The following is a 19,165-nucleotide window of genomic DNA, read 5'->3' as shown; positions in this document are numbered from 1 at the left end:
GGATTCTTAGTGAGTAATCGACTTCTTTTCGCGGCCATGGCCGTTCTGGCCCTGGCCGGTTGCGCCAGCGATCCGGCACCCAACGAACAAATGCGCCTCACCGAACAGGCCCTTGAGCAGGCCAAGGCCGTGGGCGCCACCGCCGAAGACGTGCCGGAAATGAAACTGGCCGAAGACAAGTTCAACCGGGCCAAAGGCAGCATGGCGGGTGAGTCTTACAAGAATGCGCGGATGCGATTCGAACAGGCTGAGCTCGATGCCCGTCTGGCGGAAGCCAAAGTGTTGACCCAGAAGAGCGAAGAGCAAGTAAACGTGCTCAACACCCGCATCGTCCGACTGCGCAAGCAACTGGGGGATGCCCAATGAGCCTGAAGTCCAAAGCCATCGGCGCTTTGATTCTGGCCGGTTGCGCCAGCCTTTACGGCTGCGCCGGCCAGCACAGCGAATCTGCATTGCAGCAGGCCAGCGCCGACTTCCAGAAGGTCAAGGAAGATTCCAACGTGTTGCGTATCGCGCCGAAAGACGTCATCCGCGCAGGTGAGTCTCTGGCCCGTGCCGATCGTCTGTCGACGTACTGGGGCAGCGGCTCGGACGTGGTGCATTACGCCTATCTGAGTCAGCGCTACAGCGAAATCGCCCGTGAGCACACCAACCAGGTACTCAATGAAGAACGAGCGGCGAAACTGGAACTTGATCGCCAGCGCCTGCAACTGGCCTTGCGCGAGTCCAAACTGCTGAGCGTGCAGCAGCAGGGCAAATGGCTGGAAGAGCAGATCGTTGCGCTGGCCACTACCCAGACCGACAGAGGTCTGGTGATGACCCTGGGTGACGTGCTGTTCGACACCGGCGAAGCCGAACTGAAAAACTCGGCCAACCGCGTGGTACTGAAGATCGTGCAGTTCCTGCAACTCAACCCGAAACGCATCGTGCGCATCGAGGGTTACACCGACAGCACCGGCGGCAAGCAGGAAAACCTCAAACTTTCTCGCGACCGCGCACAGTCGGTAGCGGACGTGTTGACGGACCTGGGTATCGATGAAAAACGCATTCAGGTCGAAGGCTACGGCGACGAATATCCGGTGGACGCCAACGCTTCCGAGCGTGGGCGAGCGCAGAACCGTCGGGTAGAAATCGTGTTCTCCGACGAAAAAGGCCAGCTCGGCGCCACCCGCTGAGGGTGGCGTTACTGGAAAGCCCGGGCTGTCAGGCAGCACCGGGCTTTTTTACGTCTGTCGATTACCTCACAAAGCAGTACAGATTTAACCGACACAGCACTGTATGGTTGACTAATATGGCAACTGTCCCAGTACACTTCCAAACTGTTCCGGTATTGTTTCACACAAGAATAAAACGCCCGTGAAATCGAGTGCTGCGTCATGACCAATCTCTTGCTCTACCAACGTATTGCTCAACAGCTGGCCGAAGATATCCGCCGTGGCGTCTATCAACCGGGCGAGCGCGTGCCTTCGGTGCGCAAGATGAGTTCGCAGCTCAACGTCAGCCATGCCACGGTGTTGCAGGCTTACGCCAACCTTGAGGATCAGGGCCTGATCCGCGCGCGGCCGCAGTCCGGTTACTACGTGCACCAGACTCCCGCACTCACGGCGCCCACGCCGGATATCGCCCGGGTCGAACGGCCAGGCCTGGTCACCCGCAGCAGCATCATTCAGCAAGTGTTGGTCGAATCCCGACGTGAAGGCGTGTTCCCGCTGGGAGCAGCGGTGCCGAGTGTCGATTACTTGCCAGTGCGTGCCCTGCATCAGCAGTTGGCCAAGGTTACCCGCTTTCACAGCCCTCGGGCGTTCAGCTACATGTTCAGCCCCGGCTTCGAGCCGTTGCGCCGGCAGGTGGCGATTCGCATGCGTGATGCGGGCGTAGTGGTTGACCCCTCGGAAGTGGTGATTACCCACGGCTGCGTCGACGCGTTGCAGATGTCGTTGCGAGTGCTGACTCGCCCCGGCGACCTGATCGCCGCCGAATCACCAACCTATTACGGACTGCTGCAACTGGCGGATCTGCTGGGCCTGAAAGTCATCGAGATCCCCAGCGACCCCGCCACCGGCATGAGTCTCGAAGCCCTGCAACTGGCGGCCAACCAATGGTCGATCAAGGCGCTGGTGCTGACCACCCGCCTGAGCAATCCACTCGGCGGCACCATGCCCGAGGAGCGCCAGAAACAGCTGCTGAGGCTGGCCTCGGACTTCGACATCCAGATCGTCGAAGACGACATCTATGGCGAATTGATGTTCGAGCAGGGGCGCACCAAGTCGCTCAAGGCCTACGATCGGCTCGACCGGGTGATCTATTGCTCGAGCTTTTCCAAGACGTTATCGCCCGGTGTGCGCATCGGCTGGATGATCGCCGGCAAGTACCAGCAGGAAATCCAGCGCTTGCAGACCTTCAGCACTCATTCGGCGTGCAGCGTCACGCAAATGGCCATCGCGGCGTACCTTGAAAACGGCGGCTATGACCGGCATTTACGGTACATCCGCCAGGAATACCGAAAAAATCTCAGCGCGTTTCAGCTGGCAGTCCAGCAGTACTTTCCCGAAGGCACGCAGATGACCCGACCAACTGGCGGATTCATTCTGTGGGTCAGCCTGCCGGGGCGGGTCAACACTCAGGAATTGCACGTGCGGGCGCTGCAACAGGGCATCAGCATTGCGCCGGGCCTGATCTTCAGCAACACCGAACAGTTCAACCACTGCATCCGGTTGAACTGCGGCATCCCGTGGAATCGCGAGGCGGAACGGGCGCTGATGACCCTCGGAATGCTGGCGACCCAGCTCTGTCAGGAGATGGCCGGCGGCTTTTGAAACAATGGCGGAGCTTGTCATGTGACGCCCAACAGGCGAGCATATGGCCCTCTGCCGTTAGCTTCGTTGGGTTCATGAAAGCGAAATTTTCTGCCGTTTCGGTTGTGCTTTGCCTGCTGTTGATGGGTCATGTGCCCGGTGCTTTGGCGGCTTCGGCTCAGGAAAAGACCCCGGCCGCTGCCACCGCGAAAAAACCGGTCACGGCCAAGAAAAACGCACCGGCGAAAACAACGCAGCAGAAAAAGGCTGCTCCAGCCAAGAAACGGGCACCGGTCGCTTCCAAGTCCAAGTCGGCGAAAGAAGTGGCCAAGACGCCGCTGCCGTCCGCGAAGCTCGATTTGAGTCTGCCCAAAGACATGGTTCAGGAGTTGAAGCCTCCCGGCGCTGTGACGATGCCCAAGCGCGATCCGGTCCTGCCGCAGATGTTTGGTGAAAAAAACAGCGGTTTCCAGCTCAACGGCCGTTTGCTCAGCAACGAAATGCAGTTGCAACTGCGCAATGAGGAACGCCGGGAAGTCGAAGGCGCGGCGCTGGATTTCGAGTTCAAGCAATAAATCGTGCCCATCGGTGACCCGCAGACCAGACGCTTTGTCGGAGACTGGTCAGTCACTTTCGTTTCTGCTTAAAAACCCCGGTTCAGGCAATTTAAAACAGCCGTTTAAGCGGTTACCCTGTTCCGCGTCTCTTTAACACATTGCCCGCTGCGAGGAACGCGTCGTCATGAAATGCCGTGAAGGCTGTGGCGCCTGCTGCATTGCCCCTTCCATCAGTTCGCCTATTCCAGGCATGCCTGATGGCAAACCTGCCGGTGAACGCTGCGTTCAGTTGTCGGTCGATAACCTGTGCAACATTTTCGGCCGCCCGGAGCGTCCGGCGGTCTGTTCAGGATTCAAGGCCGATCCTGAAGTCTGCGGCAGCAGCCAGGAAGATGCGATCAGACTGCTCGGCTGGTGGGAGCAGATGACCGCGGCGTGATGTGTCAAACGAACGGAACTTCAACAATAAGGAATAAGACTATGGGTTCGCTGCATCGTATCGCTGTGTTGTGTGGTTTGACCGCCGTGCTGGCCACCTCGGCCGCCCAGGCTGAAGACTGGAAAGTCGCCAAGAACGAGGACGGCATCAAAGTCTCCCTGAGCGAAGTACCGGGTTCGGACTACAAGTCTTATCAGGGCGTGACCGTGATGAAGACCACCGTCGCCAAACTGCGCGCCCTGCAGGAGGACGTTTCCGGTGCCTGCGCCTGGATTCACGAATGCAAGTCCCAGAAACTGCTCAAGCACGAAGGTGACCAGAGCTGGACCTACACTCAGTTCAATACGCCATGGCCGGTAACTCCGCGCGATTCGATCCTGCATGTCACCACTGTTGAAGGCGCCGATGGCAGCCTGACCCGTAATCTGGAAGGCGTGCCGAAGTACCTGCCTGAAGAAAAGGGTTTTGTCCGGGTCGCACAGGTCAAAGGTTTCTGGAAGTTCGTGCCAAAAGGCGATCAGGTTGAAGTGACTTACCAGGTTCACACCGAGCCGGGCGGTAGCGTGCCGTCGATGATCGCCAACAAGTTTGTGGTCGACGCACCGTTCAATACCCTGAAAGCCTTGAAAGAACGCGCCGAGAAGTAACTGTCGCGTTCATCTGTAAACGCCCCGAAGAACTCGGGGCGTTTTGTTTTGCAGGTTTATTGTGTTTCCGGATATGCGTTGAACGAAATTTTCACAAAGTCTCCAAGACAATTCGCCCGCGCTGTTTGCACTTGCTCCAGTATGCCGAGCCTTGCATGAAAGAGTCTGGCACAGGGGCAGTAATCAATGGCAATGCCGCCGGTGATCGTGCAACATTTGCGCTCCGCGCAAGCCCCGGGGCCGGGAATGGCCAACAGAGGGCAGGGCGCAACCGTATTTTTGCAACTTCAACTTCCAATGGGTCCTAAAACGACATGGCAAACCCGGACGCCCTGAATCAGCAGCGATCTTCCAGTCGCCTGCTGCAACCGACCGTCAAATCGCATCTGGCCTACACGCTCCTGTGCGCGCTGGTCATGATGGTGATGTTTTCCGTGCTGCGCCTCGCGCTGCTGGTCTACAACCGCGAGATGATCCTCGACACCCCGGCCTCGACCTTCCTCGAAGCCTTCGCCAACGGCCTGCGCTTCGATATTCGCCTGGTGGTGTATGTCTGCATTCCGCTGGTGCTGGCGCTGTTCAGCGCCCGGGCCATGGCGGCGCGCGGGTTCTTCCGTCTGTGGCTGACCGTCGCTTCGAGCATCGCGCTGTTCCTCGGCCTGATGGAGATGGACTTCTATCGCGAGTTCCACCAGCGCCTCAACGGCCTGGTGTTCCAGTACGTGAAGGAAGACCCGAAAACCGTGATGAGCATGCTCTGGTACGGTTTCCCGGTGGTGCGTTACCTGCTGGCGTGGGCCGTGGGCACGCTGATCCTGACCCTGGCGTTCAAGGGCGCCGACCGTCTGACCCGTCCGCGTGGTCCGTTCAGTGGTGGCAACGTCGGCACCCGTCAAGTGGCGCCATGGTATGCGCGTCTGGCGGTGTTCGTGGTGTGCCTGCTGATCTGCGTGGTCGCCGCTCGCGGTACCCTGCGTCAAGGCCCGCCGCTGCGCTGGGGTGACGTGTACACCACCGATTCGAACTTCGCCAACCAGCTCGGCCTCAACGGCACGCTGTCGCTGATCGCGGCAGCCAAGGACCGGATGGGCGAGGATCGCGACAACATCTGGAAAGCCACGTTGCCGCAGGATCAGGCGCAGAAAGTGGTCCGCGAGATGCTGATGACGTCGGACGACAAACTGGTCGATGCCGATATCGCTGCCGTGCGTCGTGAATACACGCCGCCGGCCGACAAGACCCTGCCGATCAAGAACGTCGTCGTGATCCTGATGGAAAGCATGGCCGGTCACTCGGTGGGTGCTCTGGGCGCGCCGGGCAACATCACGCCGTACCTCGACAAGCTGTCGAAGGAAGGCCTGCTGTTCGACCGTTTCTTCTCCAACGGCACCCACACCCACCAGGGCATGTTCGCCACCATGGCGTGCTTCCCGAACCTGCCGGGTTTCGAATACCTGATGCAGACCCCGGAAGGCAGCCACAAGCTGTCCGGCCTGCCGCAGTTGCTCAGCGCGCGCAACTATGACGACGTGTACGTCTACAACGGTGACTTTGCCTGGGACAACCAGTCCGGTTTCTTCAGCAACCAGGGCATGACCAACTTCGTTGGCCGCAACGACTTCGTGAACCCGGTGTTCTCCGATCCGACCTGGGGCGTGTCCGACCAGGACATGTTCGACCGTGGTCTGGTGGAGCTCAAGGCGCGGGAAAACGGCAAGCCGTTCTACGCGCTGCTGCAGACCCTGTCCAACCACACGCCGTACGCCTTGCCGACACCGTTGCCGGTCGAGCGCGTCACCGACCGTGGCCCGCTCAACGAGCACCTGACCGCCATGCGTTACGCTGACTGGGCGCTGGGCCAGTTCTTCGAGAAGGCCCGCAAGGAGCCGTACTTCAAGGAGACCCTGTTCGTCATCGTCGGCGACCACGGTTTCGGCAACGAGCGTCAGATCACCGAAATGGACCTGGGTCGCTTCAACGTGCCGATGCTGATGATCGCACCGGGCATCCAGGAAAAATTCGGTACCCGTGACCACACCGTGGGCACCCAGATCGACATCGTGCCGACCATCATGGGCCGCCTCGGTGGCGAAGTGCGCCATCAGTGCTGGGGCCGCGATCTGCTGAACCTGCCGCAGGGGGACACCGGTTTCGGTGTGATCAAGCCGTCGGGCAGCGAGCAGACCACCGCCATCGTCACTGCCGACCAGATCCTGGTGCTGCCGAAAGAGAAGGAAATGGCGCCGAAGATTTACCAGTACCAACTGGGCGCAAACCCTTCTGCTGAAATCATTCCGGATGCACCGCGCACTGCCGAGCTGAAACTCAAGCTCGAAGCGTTCCTGCAAACGGCGACCAAGAGCCTGATCGATAACACCGCCGGTGTGATTAACGGCAAGCCGGACTGATCAGTCGGCACAATAAAAAAGAGGCCCTTGAAGGGCCTCTTTTTTTGTCGGTCAAATAGTCATATGCGACCGAGTAACAACAGCACCAGCAGTACAACCAGCACTACGCCGATAATGCCCGAAGGGCCGTAACCCCAACTTCTGGAGTGCGGGAAGACCGGCAGACCACCGATCAGCAACAGGATCAGGATAATGATAAGAATTGTGCCCATGTCGATTTCCTTGTTGATAGCGTCTGAGAAGTCTTGGTGTTCAAGGGCAGCTGGAAGTTAACTAAATCCAGCCGGCTTATAAATTCCGACTGGTGCGCATGAAAGAAAATTCAATGTTTTTTTAAGGTATTTGGCTCGCGCTCTTATTTCGTTTGTTGCCGTGGTTTGCTTTCGCCATTCAGCAATCTGATGGAGCGTGGGTCGCCCCGTATCCTTCGCTACACTCCGCGCATCTTCCCCGAAACAACAAGGCTGTCTGCTATGCAAAATCGCATGATGATCACTGGCGCGGGCTCTGGCCTGGGTCGCGAAATCGCGCTGCGCTGGGCGCGTGAAGGCTGGCAACTGGCCTTGTCCGACGTCAGCGAACCCGGTTTGCAAGAGACCCTGAGACTCGTTCGCGAGGCCGGTGGTGACGGCTTCATCCAGCGCTGCGATGTGCGTGATTACAGCCAGCTCACGGCGTTCGCCCAGGCTTGCGAAGTGAAACTTGGTGGCATCGACATCATCGTCAACAACGCCGGCGTGGCCTCGGGCGGCTTCTTCAGCGAGCTGTCGCTGGAGGACTGGGACTGGCAGATCGCAATCAACCTGATGGGCGTGGTCAAAGGTTGCAAGGCGTTCCTGCCGCTGCTGGAACAGAGCAAGGGCAAGATCATCAACATCGCCTCGATGGCCGCGCTGATGCAGGGGCCGGCGATGAGTAACTACAACGTGGCCAAGGCCGGGGTGGTGGCACTGTCGGAAAGTCTGTTGATCGAACTGGCCCAACAAGAAGTCGGGGTTCATGTGGTCTGCCCGTCGTTCTTCCAGACCAATCTGCTGGATTCTTTCCGTGGCCCGACGCCAGCGATGAAAGCCCAGGTCGGCAAGTTGCTGGAAAGTTCGCCAATCACCGCCAGCGACATTGCCGATTACATCTACAAGCAAGTCGCAGCCGGTGAGTTCATGATTCTGCCCCACGAACAAGGGCGCATGGCCTGGGCGCTCAAACAGAAGAATCCGCAGCTGCTGTACAACGAAATGACCTCGATGGCCGAAAAGATGCGTGCCAAGGCCAAACAGAACAACGGCTGAACTTGCCCGGGGTTCGCCGCATCGTTAGGGTGGCCGCAACAGTCACCCTGACGAGATATCTTGCATGCTCAACTACTTGTGGTTTTTCCTCGCTGCGCTGTTCGAAATCGCCGGTTGTTTCGCGTTCTGGATGTGGTTGCGCCAGGGCAAGAGTGCCTTGTGGGTAATCCCGGCGCTGCTCAGCCTGACCCTGTTCGCGCTGCTGTTGACGCGTGTCGAAGCGACTTACGCCGGTCGCGCCTACGCCGCTTACGGTGGCATTTACATCATTGCTTCGATTGGCTGGCTGGCGGTGGTCGAGCGCATCCGTCCGCTGGGTTCGGACTGGATCGGTGTGGCGCTGTGTGTGATCGGGGCGAGTGTGATTCTGTTCGGGCCGCGGTTTTCTGCGAGCTGAATCTCGCAGCCTTGAAGGAAACGTCTGAAGGCTCGCGCGCCTTGACGCGTAGGGAATGACTGAATTGCCCGGCGTGCATTGTAGGGCGGTCGAAACCCGCGCATCTTCAAGGCTCGAAAACCTTGAAGGACAACCCCCATGCTTGTACTCAGCCGTGTTGTCGGTGAACTGATTTCCATCGGCGACAACATCACTCTGCGCGTTCTGGCGGTCAACGGCTCCAGCGTGCGGTTCGGCGTCGAAGCGCCGGAGCAGGTCGGCGTGCATCGCGCCGAAGTCTACGAACGGATCCAGCGCAAACAGGCCAGCGGCAAGGGCCGCTGACCGGTTTCAGTCGAACAGGTGCTTGGGCACGTCGTGCTTGAGCATCAACTGGCATTGCTCGCTTTCCGGATCGAAGACAATCAACGCCTGGCCTTTGGTCAGCGCCTGGCGAACCCGCAGCACGCGGGTTTCCAGCGGCGTGTCGTCACCGTTGTCGGTACCGTCGCGGGTGACAAAGTCCTCGATCAGGCGGGTGAGGGTGTCGACTTCAAGCGCGTCGTAGGGAATCAGCATGGGCACCTCGGCTAAATCAATGTCGGGATGCTACGGCGAATGACCGCCGAGGGCCAGACTCAACTGTCCGAGCGTTGCCCTACCAGGCTGTCCACCGACGGCACACGGGTGTCGCTCTCCATTTGCGTCTCGTGTTCGATCTGATGACTGAAGCGGTCCAGTGACCCGGTGGCCGGTTGCGCATCGCTGGCGAACACCGGCGGACTCAGGATGTACGCTCCCAACAGGCGACTGAGCGCGGCCAGGCTGTCGATGTGGGTGCGTTCGTAGCCGTGGGTGGCGTCGCAGCCGAAGGCGAGCAGGGCGGTGCGGATGTCGTGACCGGCGGTGACCGCCGAGTGGGCGTCGCTGAAGTAATAGCGGAACAGGTCGCGGCGCACCGGCAGTTCGTGCTCGCCGGCAAGACGCAACAGATGCCGCGACAGGTGATAGTCGTACGGCCCGCCGGAATCCTGCATCGCCACGCTCACCGCATGTTCGCTGGAGTGCTGGCCCGGTGCGACCGGGGCGATGTCGATGCCGACGAATTCGCTGACGTCCCACGGCAATGCTGCCGCCGCGCCGCTGCCGGTTTCCTCGGTGATGGTGAACAGCGGATGGCAGTCGATCATCAGCTCCTGCCCGCTGTCGACGATGGCTTTCAGGGCTGCCAGCAGCGCGGCGACACCGGCCTTGTCATCCAGATGTCGGGCGCTGATGTGGCCGCTTTCGGTGAACTCCGGCAACGGATCGAAGGCCACCACGTCGCCGACGCTGATGCCCAGCGAATCGCAATCGGCGCGAGTCGCGCAGTAGGCATCCAGACGCAATTCGACGTGATCCCAACTGATCGGCATCTCGTCCACGGCGGTGTTGAAGGCATGCCCGGAAGCCATCAACGGCAACACGCTACCGCGAATCACACCGTTGTCGGTGAACAGGCTGACGCGGCTGCCCTCGGCAAATCGGCTCGACCAGCAGCCCACCGGCGCCAGGGTCAGACGCCCGTTATCTTTCACCGCGCGTACGGCGGCGCCGATGGTGTCCAGGTGCGCCGACACTGCGCGGTCGGGGCTGTTTTTCTTGCCCTTGAGGGTGGCGCGGATCGTGCCGCGACGGGTCATTTCGAAGGGAATGCCAAGTTCCTCCAGACGCTCGGCGACGTAACGCACGATGGTGTCGGTGAACCCGGTGGGGCTGGGAATGGCGAGCATTTCCAGCAGGACTTTCTGCAGGTAGTTCAGATCCGGTTCGGGAATTTGGGTGGTCATGGAAACTCCTGATGAGTTGGGCGCATCGATGGTTTCGATGAGGGAAATTTGTGGTGTCTGGTTCGGCCTCTTCGCGAGCAAGCTCGCTCCCCCATAAGCAGCGATACCCTGTGGGAGCGAGTTTGCTCGCGAAGGCGTCAATACAGACACCGGGTGATCAAGAGACAGCCGGCTGACTGTGCGGAAACAACAGATCGACAAACCGCTCGGCCGTCGGCTGCGGCTCATGGTTGGCGAGACCCGCCCGCTCGTTGGCTTCGATGAACACGTACGCCGGTTGATCTGCCGCCGGCACCATCAGGTCGAGGCCGACCATCGGGATTTCAAGCGCCCGGGCCGCGCGCACGGCGGCCTCGGCCAGGGTCGGGTGCAAAATCGCCGTGACGTCTTCCAGCGTGCCACCGGTGTGCAGGTTCGCCGTGCGTCGCACGAACAGATGCTCACCGGCCGGCAGAACGCTGCTGTAGTCGTAACCGGCCGCGTGCAGGGTGCGCTGGGTTTCGTGATCCAGCGGGATTTTGCTTTCGCCGCTGGTGGCCGCTTGCCGGCGCCGGCTCTGCGCTTCAATCAATGCGCCGATGGAATGCTGACCGTCGCCGACCACTTCGGCCGGGCGGCGGATCGCCGCTGCGACCACCTCGAAACCGATCACCAGAATCCGCAGGTCGAAGCCTTCGTGGAAGCTCTCGAGCAGCACGCGAGTGTCGAACTGTCTGGCCGCTTCAATAGCCTGCTGCACGTCCTCGATGGTTTGCAGATCCACCGCCACACCTTGGCCCTGTTCGCCATCCAGCGGCTTGACCACCACTCGCTGGTATTCATCGAGAAACGCCAGATTGTCGTCTGCGTTCCCCGCCAATTGCTGTGACGGCACATTCAACCCGGCGGCTTTCAACACTTTGTGAGTCAGGCTCTTGTCCTGGCACAGGTTCATGCTGATGGCGCTGGTCAGGTCGCTCAGGGATTCGCGGCAACGCACCCGGCGTCCGCCGTGACTGAGGGTGAACAGCCCGGCATCGGCGTCATCCACTTGCACGTCGATGCCGCGCCGGTGGGCTTCCTCGACGATGATCCGCGCATATGGGTTGAACTGCGCCTCCGGCCCCGGCCCTAGAAACAGCGGCTGATTGATGCCGTTCTTGCGCTTGACGGCGAACGTCGGCAGGTTGCGAAAACCGAGTTTGGCGTAGAGGTTTTTCGCCTGCCGGTTGTCATGCAGCACCGACAGGTCGAGGTAGCTCAGACCGCGACTCATGAAGTGCTCGATCAGATGCCGCACCAGCACTTCACCGACACCGGGCCGCGAACACTGCGGATCGACCGCCAGGCACCACAGGCTGCTGCCGTTTTCCGGGTCGTTGTAAGCCTTCTGGTGATTGAGGCCCATGACGCTGCCGATCACCGCGCCGCTGTCCTCGTCTTCCGCCAGCCAGTACACCGGACCGCCCTGATGGTGCGGGGTGAGCAGGGTGGCATCGATCGGCAACATGCCGCGCGCCTGATACAGCTGATTGATCGCCTGCCAGTCCGCGTCACTCTGCGCACGACGAATGCGAAATCCACGAAACACGCGGGTCGCCTGACGATAATCGCTGAACCACAAGCGCAGGGTGTCGGACGGGTCGAGAAACAGTTGCGCCGGTTCCAGGCCGAGAATCTGCTGCGGTGCGGCAACGTACAAAGCGATGTCGCGTTCGCCTGGCTGTTCGTTGAGCAGCTCCCGGGCGAGGCTCGCCGGATCGGGAAAGGTGTGGCCGATCAGCAACCGGCCCCAGCCGCAATGCACCGCAATCGGTTCGGCGGCCGGCTCGCTGCCGTCTTCGGCCAGACGCGCCTGCAAGCGCTCGTAGGACGGCGTCTGACCGCGCAGCAGCCGTTGGCTGTAAGCCGTGGCGTGAGGTTTCATCGATCAGATTCCTTGTTCGCTGAGCCACAGGTTCAGAGCCGCCAGTTGCCACAGCTTGGAGCCGCGCAATGGGGTTAACTGACCTTGTGGGTCGGTCAGCAACCTGTCGAGCATGGCCGGTTTGAACAGGCCGCGATCCTGACTCGGATCCAGCAGCAGTTCGCGCACCCAGTTCAGGGTATCGCCCTGCAAGTGCTTGAGACCCGGCACCGGGAAGTAACCTTTCTTGCGGTCGATCACTTCGCTTGGAATCACCAGCCGCGCGGCTTCTTTCAACACCTGTTTGCCGCCGTCCGGCAGTTTGAATCTGCCCGGAACACGGGCCGACAATTCCACCAGTCGATAGTCGAGAAACGGCGTGCGCGCCTCCAGGCCCCAGGCCATGGTCATGTTGTCGACGCGTTTGACCGGGTCGTCCACCAGCATCACCGTACTGTCCAGGCGCAGGGCCTTGTCGACCGCTGCATCGGCGCCGGGCTGTGCGAAATGTTCCTTCACGAAGTCGCCGGCAGCGTCATTGGCCGTGAGCCATTTCGGCTGCACCGTGGCGGCGTAATCTTCGTAGCTGCGGTCGAAAAACGCTTCGCGATAAGCCGCATACGGATCGGCCGCGCCGTCGACTTGCGGATACCAGTGATAACCCGCGAACAACTCGTCGGCGCCCTGGCCGCTCTGCACTACCTTGCAATGTTTGGCCACTTCGCGGGACAGCAGATAGAAGGCGATGCAATCGTGACTGACCATCGGCTCGCTCATGGCGCGGAACGCGGCGGGCAATTGCTCGATGATCTCTTTTTCGTCGATGCGCAGTTGATGGTGCTGGGTGCCGTAATGCTTGGCGATCAGGTCGGAGTACTGAAACTCGTCACCGCGTTCGCCGCCGGCATCCTGAAAACCGATGGAAAAGGTCGACAGGTTTTCCACGCCGACTTCGCGCAACAGGCCGACGAGCATGCTCGAATCGACGCCGCCGGACAGCAGCACACCGACATCCACCGCCGCCCGTTGGCGAATCGCCACGGCTTCGCGGGTGCTGTCGAGCACGCGGTCGCGCCAGTCTTCCAGGGTCAGGTTTTTCTCGTCGTCGTGTGGGCCGTAGGGCAGGGTCCACCAGGTTTTCTGCTCGGTGGTGCCGTCCGCTTCAATACGCATCCAGCTCGCTGGTGGCAGCTTTTCGATGCCCGCCAGCAAGGTGCGCGGCGCAGGCACCACGGCGTGGAAATTCAGGTAATGGTTGAGCGCCACCGGATCGAGGATCGGGTTGATGTCACCGCCCTTGAGCAGCGCCGGCAGGGCCGAGGCAAAACGCAAACGCTGGCCGGTGCGCGACAGGTACAGCGGCTTCACACCGAGACGGTCGCGGGCGATGAACAGGCGCTGGGCATCGCGCTCCCAGATGGCGAAGGCAAACATGCCGTTGAGTTTCGGCAGCAGCGCCTCGCCCCAGGCGTGATAACCCTTGAGCAACACCTCGGTGTCGCCGCCGGAATAGAACGCATAACCCAGCGCTTCGAGCTCGGCGCGTAGTTCCGGAAAGTTATAGATCGCGCCATTGAAGGCCAGGGAAAGGCCCAGTTGGCTGTCGATCATCGGCTGCGCCGAGCCGTCCGACAGGTCCATGATTTTCAGGCGTCGATGGCCCAGGGCAATCGGCCCCTGGGCATGAAAGCCCCACGCGTCGGGGCCGCGAGGCGCCAGGTGATGGGTGATTCGCTCGATGGCTGCAAGGTCTGCAGGTTGTTGATCAAAACGTAACTCGCCAGCTAATCCGCACATAAAGTCCTTACCGGTTTTTCCGTTGGGGAGGGTGTTGCTGAACCGCGCCGAAATGGCCGGTACCCAGAAACTGACCCGGCCGGGATGTGGGAGTTTTAGAACGATCAGTTATAAGCGCATCGGCCTGACCGATGGGCCGTTAGCATCCTGCTTGAGCTCATGGGTAGTAGATAAGTATTGAAAACATGCGGATGTCTGCTTGTTTGCCGGCTTTAACGTGTAGTTTTTCGTGTTTTTTTTCCGGGGGCGGGATCGTTAGGGTAGAGGCTCCGAAGCGCAATAAAGGAATATTGCCCATGTCGAGTACGAAACCGGATACACCGGCACCGTTGACCCAAAAACAGATATTGAGTTTTTTGCTGGAAGCCACCGGCGATCTGGATACTGCCCAGGCCTTGCAGAAAACACTGCCCTCCAGCCTTCTGAAAGGCTCCAGCTCCACACTTGCGGCACTGGACCAGACCGCGCGTGATTTACACGCCGCTCAGGCAAAGGTCGACGCCGATCTTGGCCGCTTGCAACCGCTGAACGTTTTTTGCGCCGCGCTGTTGACCAGCACCCTGAAAGCTCGCTGGGCAATGGAATTCGATGTCGAAAAAGACTCTCTGGAGTTGCCCGGGGATTACTGTGGCTGTGAACCCGTCACTCCGCCTGGCGGAGGGGCGCCGGTCACGCCGCCGGCAACGCCGACGCTTCTGGAAGCGGCGATGCAGAACTTCACGAAGCGGGAGGCGCGGGACGATTTCTTTCCTGCAGGCAGTGTGGTACGCATCGCTGGCCAGCCGGCAGGGATTGCGGGCCTGACACCAACCGCATTCGCCGTACTCTGTCGCGAACTCGATCTGGGGAAGAAGTACCAACAGCATTTTCAGCAGGTATTCGGTATCCGGGAGGTTGATGGCAAACCGGTTGCCTCCGGCCCCATGGTGCGCAACATCACTGCCTTGAAAAAACAGTTGCTGCAACTGGATCTGCACCTGGCGCTGTTGAAAGAGCACATCAGCAAGGGCGCATACGAAAGCCTTGAGCGCCTGATCGAGGCCGGTGGTATCGCGGATGCCAAAAGCCTGAATTTTCAGGGCCGTCCGTTGATCATGCAAGGCATTGAACTGCTCGACTGTTGCATCTGGGGTGTCGTGGTGTTTTCCGAGCGTTCGGTCGAGTCGGACCCGGATCAATGGTGTCTGGTCTACATGCCCGGCGAGCCCTCTCAACCGCTGTACGAATATGCGAGTTTTTCGGCGTTCATTGCGTACCTGGAATTCAGATTGGGGATGGCCAGCTACAAGAGCTACTTCACGCACTGCATCGGCGAGGTCGACAAGGCGGACTTCTTCAAAAACTTCGCGGACGCTAGCAGCCTGGGCCGCGCCAGGTACTTGCCAATCACCGGATCGTTGCTCGACTTCATGCACCAGAGCCATATCGGCAAACTGCAGATCGATGCCCGCGCGCTTGCCGTACCGACCGCCGATGTGGATGAAGAGGCGCGCAAGAAGCGCCTGCTTGAGTATCTGGAAATCGGTCTGACGGTCGTCAATGTGGCCGGGATTTTCGTCCCGGTCGTAGGGCAATTGATGATGGGGGTTGCCGTAGGGCAAATGCTTGCGGAAGTTTATGAGGGGGTCGAGGACTGGTCGCGGGGAGATCGTGAAGAGGCGTTTTCCCATCTGCTCAGCGTCGCTGAAAACATTGTACTGATGGTCAGTGTGGGCGCGGGTATCAGGGGACTGAAAACGCTGGCGATCAAGACGGTGCGCAAGCATCCGGATTTCTTCCAGCCTTTCGCGGCCATATGGAACCGTGATGGTCAGCCTCGACTGTGGAAGCCGCAATTACTTGGCTATGAACAGGCGCTTCCGGACATTGCCGAGCCACAGCTCGATACGCCGGGTTTGTACAGGGCGAACGGCAGGCAGTTTGCCCGTCTCGACAATCGAGCTTACGAGGTAGCGCTGGAGCCGCCGTCCGATTCCTGGGAAGTCCGGCATCCTGTGCGTGCGAAGGCTTATCAGCCTGTACTGAAGCGCAACGACCGCGGAGGCTGGCGTCATTCCTTCGAGCAGACCGAGCGATGGAGCGGGGCCTACACGCTCAAACGAATGGATCCCGGGCTTGAAGGATGGGATGACAGTCGTCTGGAGATGGCCCGTCGGTTGAGCGGCACCCGGATCGATGAGCTGCATCGTCTGAGCGATGACAACCGGCCACTGCCTCCTCGCTTGCTGGACATGATCGAGCGCTTTGGAATCGAGCGCAGAGTGCGCGACTACATTGCCGCCATGGAACGTGGCGAGGCGACCGATCCCCGGTATGTCAACGAGCAGTTGCATGCGTTACCCCGGCTTGCGAACTGGCCGGCCGATCGCTGCATCGAGGTCGTGGATGAACAAGGGCGCATCACCGCGACCTACCCGCCCGGATCGATTGACGACGATAGCGTGAGCGTCATCGTCAACCATGGGCAATTGGGGAAGGGCGAGCTGCTGCAAGCCGTCATCGATGGTCTGTACCCCAAAGAGGTGGAGGCATTGGTGGGGGCGAGCGTTGCCCCGGCCGACGCCAGTCAGCAGTTGGCGAAAGTGATCGGGGCTGCGGTCAGGGCCGATCGAAGGTCGACGTTCGATCATCTCTACAGTCGGTACGATCGAGACCTTGCCGGTGAGCTGCTCAAGGTGCGCAAGGCCTTTCCCGATTTGCCGGTACGCTCTGCCCGGGACTTGCTCAAACGCACGCCAAGCGTTGAACGGATGCACCTGCGCTCCACCGGGCGATTGCCCATGGGGCTGGCGCAGAGGGCGCGGCAAGCCTCGAGCGATGTGCGTGTGGATCGGGCGCTGACGGGGTTTTACCTGGCCGAGATTGCCAACGACGACACCGGGAAACTGGCTATCGGATTGTTGCCGCAGCTCAGTGGATGGGATTCCGGGTTCTATCTGGAGCTACGGGCGCAACGCCTGAACGGCGAGCTGCTGGAGACGCTGGGCAAGAAACCATCAACGCCTTTGAACGCTTGCACGCTGGTAAAGCTCGACAGTGGTTACGAAGTGTATGGCAGTGACGGCAAATCGCTTGGCCAGGCGACCGCAGGGCCGGACAGTCTGTACCACGGGATTCTCAAGGGGCTTTCGGAGCAACAGCGCAAAGCCATCGGCTTTGCGCAACCGACACCGGACGATGCCTGGCGTTTACGCAGCAGACTGTTGGAAAGTGCTTTGGGAGAGCATGAAGGATGTGCCCGGTTGCTGGCAGGTGATCAGTTTCAACCGGAGCTCTCCGAAACCTTCTGCACACTGGACGATTCGCCCTCCGGGTCGTCGACGCATTCGCGTCAGTTATTGCGCAAGGTCAGAAAGCTCTATCCCTTGTTTTCCGACGCGCAGGCCAGCGAGTTTCTCGACCAGCTGGGCGGCGACCACCTGACCCGCGCCCTCCGTGTCCGTGAGTTGCACCATGATCTGGCAAGGCTGCGCGACGCGCTGGATGCCTGGAGCGAAGATGAGGCGGCCATGAAAGCACTGGGCGGCGACTTGACCAAAGTCGTTGATTGCCGGCAGCTCGTGGCGTTCGAAATCGAAGACTGCTTTCGGCGAATGATCTTCGCCCACGGTGAGAATCATCGACCGGTTTATGGGCTGGAACTCGATGGCATGCGGTGTGGCAAACTGCCGGTCCTGCCGGTGGGGTTGTCGTTTGACCACGTCAGGCACTTGTCACTGCGCAACATGCAGCTGGACAACGATGTCGCTTATTTCCTCAAGGCTTTCCGGCAGGTCGAGTTCCTGGACCTTGATCGCAACAGGCTCACCCTGTTGCCAGAGGTGATCTCGAACATGCCCAATCTCCGTGAGTTCAGCGCTTCACGCAATCAGATCCGGTTGACGGAGTATGCCCTGGCGAAAGTGTCCCGGATGCGCACTCTGCAAAGTCTGAACCTGAGCTACAACCCCTTGGGTGCGACGCTGGACGTCAGCCACATGTTCGATCTGGTCGACCTGTCCGTACGCAATACCCGTTCCACGGAACTGCCCAAGGGACTGGCCCGCTTACCCAATCTGGACCGGGTGGATCTGCGCGACAACGACATTCGCGATTTGCCGGATTGGCTTTTTGAAACACCGAGGCGCTTCAGTGAAACGATCAATCTGGAGCTCAATCCGATTTCGGAGTTCAGCACTACGCTGCTGAAGGATTACCACAAGAGAGTCGGCGTCGGTTTTGGCTACCTGGACAACGATATTGCGCGGCTTGACGAGAATCAGGCGCGCTCGATCTGGCTGACTGAAACAGGTGGATCGGTGGGTTCCCGGCGTCTGCAGATATGGACCGCGATCAATGACGATCCGATGGCCGAAGGCTTGTTTCACCTGTTGGCGGAGCTGGGCAATACCGCCGAATCCATCCATGTGCGCGAGGACATGTCTCGTCGGGTCTGGGCAGTGCTGGAGGCGACTCATGCCAATGCCGAATTGCGTGAGCAGATCTTCGACCTGGCAGCCAACCCGATCGATTGTGCGGATAACGCCGCAGTGACCTTCAGTCATCTGGAGGTCGCAGTACAAGTCCAGCGAGCAACCCGCCAATTCGGCAATCGACAACCTTCAGGCACGTCATTGATCAATCTTGCAAGACGTCTGTTCCGCCTGGAGCAGGTGGATCAGATCGCTGCGGAGCACGCGCTGGAGCGAAAGTCGCCGGATCCACTGGAGGTGAGCCTTGCCTATCGCACGGGGTTGACTGCGGCACTCGATCTGCCCGGTCAACCGTCGCACATGCGTTACGCTTCAATCGCCGACGTGACGGGGCAGGACCTGGTGACTGCCATTCATAGAGTCCAGATGGCCGAACTGTCGCCTGCATGGTTGAAGTTCCTGGTTCGCCAGCCTTTTTGGAGCAACTTTGTAAAAAACAGTTTTGCCCAGCATTTCGACGAGGCTCGCAAGCCTCATCACGAGGAGATTCAGGCCCTGTTCGACAAGGCTGAAGAACTGAGCTCCGCAGATTATCTGAGCGAGATGAACCGATGCGCTGGAAGGCTGGAACAGTCGGAAAACACCTTGCTCGAACGCTTGACCGAACAGGTGTTGAGGCTGACCGAGAGAGGGGCCTGTCTGTTGCCCGACGCTTGATTACTGACGGATCG

At 60.0% G+C, this 19,165-nt stretch carries 16 protein-coding genes; 11 read left to right on the top strand and 5 right to left on the bottom strand.

From position 1 onward, the window contains the following. The first annotated feature begins 9 nt into the window (after positions 1-9). The 7 genes from IHQ43_RS21085 to IHQ43_RS21055 all read left to right on the top strand — a co-directional run bounded on the left by IHQ43_RS21085 (position 10) and on the right by IHQ43_RS21055 (position 6,846). Positions 10-366 (top strand): DUF4398 domain-containing protein, encoded by a 357-nt coding sequence (locus IHQ43_RS21085; RefSeq protein WP_170929392.1) that lies wholly within the window; start codon positions 10-12, stop codon positions 364-366. Continuing rightward, a complete protein-coding gene (locus IHQ43_RS21080) occupies positions 363-1,175 on the top strand; it encodes an OmpA family protein (RefSeq protein WP_192561985.1) in 813 nt (270 codons plus the stop codon). The genes IHQ43_RS21085 and IHQ43_RS21080 overlap by 4 nt, the downstream gene beginning before the upstream one ends. Positions 1,176-1,376: 201 nt before the next feature. After that, entirely contained in the window at positions 1,377-2,816 is a 1,440-nt protein-coding gene (locus IHQ43_RS21075; protein WP_007950868.1) for an aminotransferase-like domain-containing protein, read from the top strand. 74 nt (positions 2,817-2,890) lie between these two features. Next, positions 2,891-3,370, top strand: coding sequence for a translation initiation factor 2 (locus IHQ43_RS21070; RefSeq protein WP_192561984.1), 480 nt, complete (start codon positions 2,891-2,893; stop codon positions 3,368-3,370). Positions 3,371-3,536: 166 nt separating this feature from the next. Then, positions 3,537-3,791 (top strand): YkgJ family cysteine cluster protein, encoded by a 255-nt coding sequence (locus tag IHQ43_RS21065; RefSeq protein ID WP_007950870.1) that lies wholly within the window; start codon positions 3,537-3,539, stop codon positions 3,789-3,791. Between the two features lie 41 nt (positions 3,792-3,832). Further along, positions 3,833-4,438 (top strand): START domain-containing protein, encoded by a 606-nt coding sequence (locus tag IHQ43_RS21060; protein WP_192561983.1) that lies wholly within the window; start codon positions 3,833-3,835, stop codon positions 4,436-4,438. Between the two features lie 314 nt (positions 4,439-4,752). Then, on the top strand, positions 4,753-6,846 hold the full coding sequence (locus IHQ43_RS21055) for an LTA synthase family protein (RefSeq protein WP_192561982.1): 2,094 nt from the start codon (positions 4,753-4,755) through the stop codon (positions 6,844-6,846). Between the two features lie 59 nt (positions 6,847-6,905). Here the strand turns inward: IHQ43_RS21055 and IHQ43_RS21050 are convergent, their stop codons facing one another. After that, positions 6,906-7,064 carry a DUF3309 family protein gene (locus IHQ43_RS21050; RefSeq protein ID WP_169432680.1) on the bottom strand — a complete coding sequence of 53 codons (159 nt, stop codon included), beginning with the start codon at positions 7,062-7,064 and terminating at the stop codon, positions 6,906-6,908. A gap of 255 nt (positions 7,065-7,319) precedes the next feature. On the opposite strand from IHQ43_RS21050, the gene IHQ43_RS21045 reads away from it, so the two are divergent. The 3 genes from IHQ43_RS21045 (at position 7,320) to csrA (ending at position 8,856) form a co-directional block, all read left to right on the top strand. Beyond that, a complete protein-coding gene (locus IHQ43_RS21045; RefSeq protein ID WP_192561981.1) occupies positions 7,320-8,135 on the top strand; it encodes an SDR family oxidoreductase in 816 nt (271 codons plus the stop codon). A gap of 64 nt (positions 8,136-8,199) precedes the next feature. Continuing rightward, complete coding sequence (locus tag IHQ43_RS21040; protein ID WP_133838341.1) at positions 8,200-8,532, top strand: YnfA family protein; 333 nt, start codon at positions 8,200-8,202, stop codon at positions 8,530-8,532. Between the two features lie 138 nt (positions 8,533-8,670). After that, the gene (csrA, locus tag IHQ43_RS21035) at positions 8,671-8,856 is read left to right on the top strand and encodes a carbon storage regulator CsrA (RefSeq protein WP_007950875.1); all 186 of its coding nucleotides are present in this window, start codon (positions 8,671-8,673) and stop codon (positions 8,854-8,856) included. A 6-nt stretch (positions 8,857-8,862) separates the two neighbouring features. Here the strand turns inward: csrA and IHQ43_RS21030 are convergent, their stop codons facing one another. The 4 genes from IHQ43_RS21030 to IHQ43_RS21015 all read right to left on the bottom strand — a co-directional run bounded on the left by IHQ43_RS21030 (position 8,863) and on the right by IHQ43_RS21015 (position 14,022). Beyond that, positions 8,863-9,090, bottom strand: coding sequence for a YheU family protein (locus IHQ43_RS21030; protein WP_003192759.1), 228 nt, complete (start codon positions 9,088-9,090; stop codon positions 8,863-8,865). Between the two features lie 59 nt (positions 9,091-9,149). Then, the gene (locus IHQ43_RS21025; protein WP_007950879.1) at positions 9,150-10,340 is read right to left on the bottom strand and encodes an osmoprotectant NAGGN system M42 family peptidase; all 1,191 of its coding nucleotides are present in this window, start codon (positions 10,338-10,340) and stop codon (positions 9,150-9,152) included. Between the two features lie 157 nt (positions 10,341-10,497). Further along, positions 10,498-12,246, bottom strand: a complete 1,749-nt coding sequence (gene ngg, locus IHQ43_RS21020; RefSeq protein WP_192561980.1) for an N-acetylglutaminylglutamine synthetase — start codon at positions 12,244-12,246, stop codon at positions 10,498-10,500. A 3-nt stretch (positions 12,247-12,249) separates the two neighbouring features. After that, entirely contained in the window at positions 12,250-14,022 is a 1,773-nt protein-coding gene (locus IHQ43_RS21015; protein WP_192561979.1) for an N-acetylglutaminylglutamine amidotransferase, read from the bottom strand. Positions 14,023-14,318: 296 nt separating this feature from the next. Here IHQ43_RS21015 and IHQ43_RS21010 point away from each other — a divergent pair, with 296 nt between their 5' ends. Then, entirely contained in the window at positions 14,319-19,151 is a 4,833-nt protein-coding gene (locus tag IHQ43_RS21010) for an NEL-type E3 ubiquitin ligase domain-containing protein (protein ID WP_192561978.1), read from the top strand. Positions 19,152-19,165 lie beyond the last annotated feature (14 nt).

It is taken from the genome of Pseudomonas gozinkensis (assembly GCF_014863585.1).
Lineage (GTDB): Bacteria > Pseudomonadota > Gammaproteobacteria > Pseudomonadales > Pseudomonadaceae > Aquipseudomonas > Aquipseudomonas gozinkensis.
This window is presented reverse-complemented; position numbering and strand designations above follow the sequence as displayed.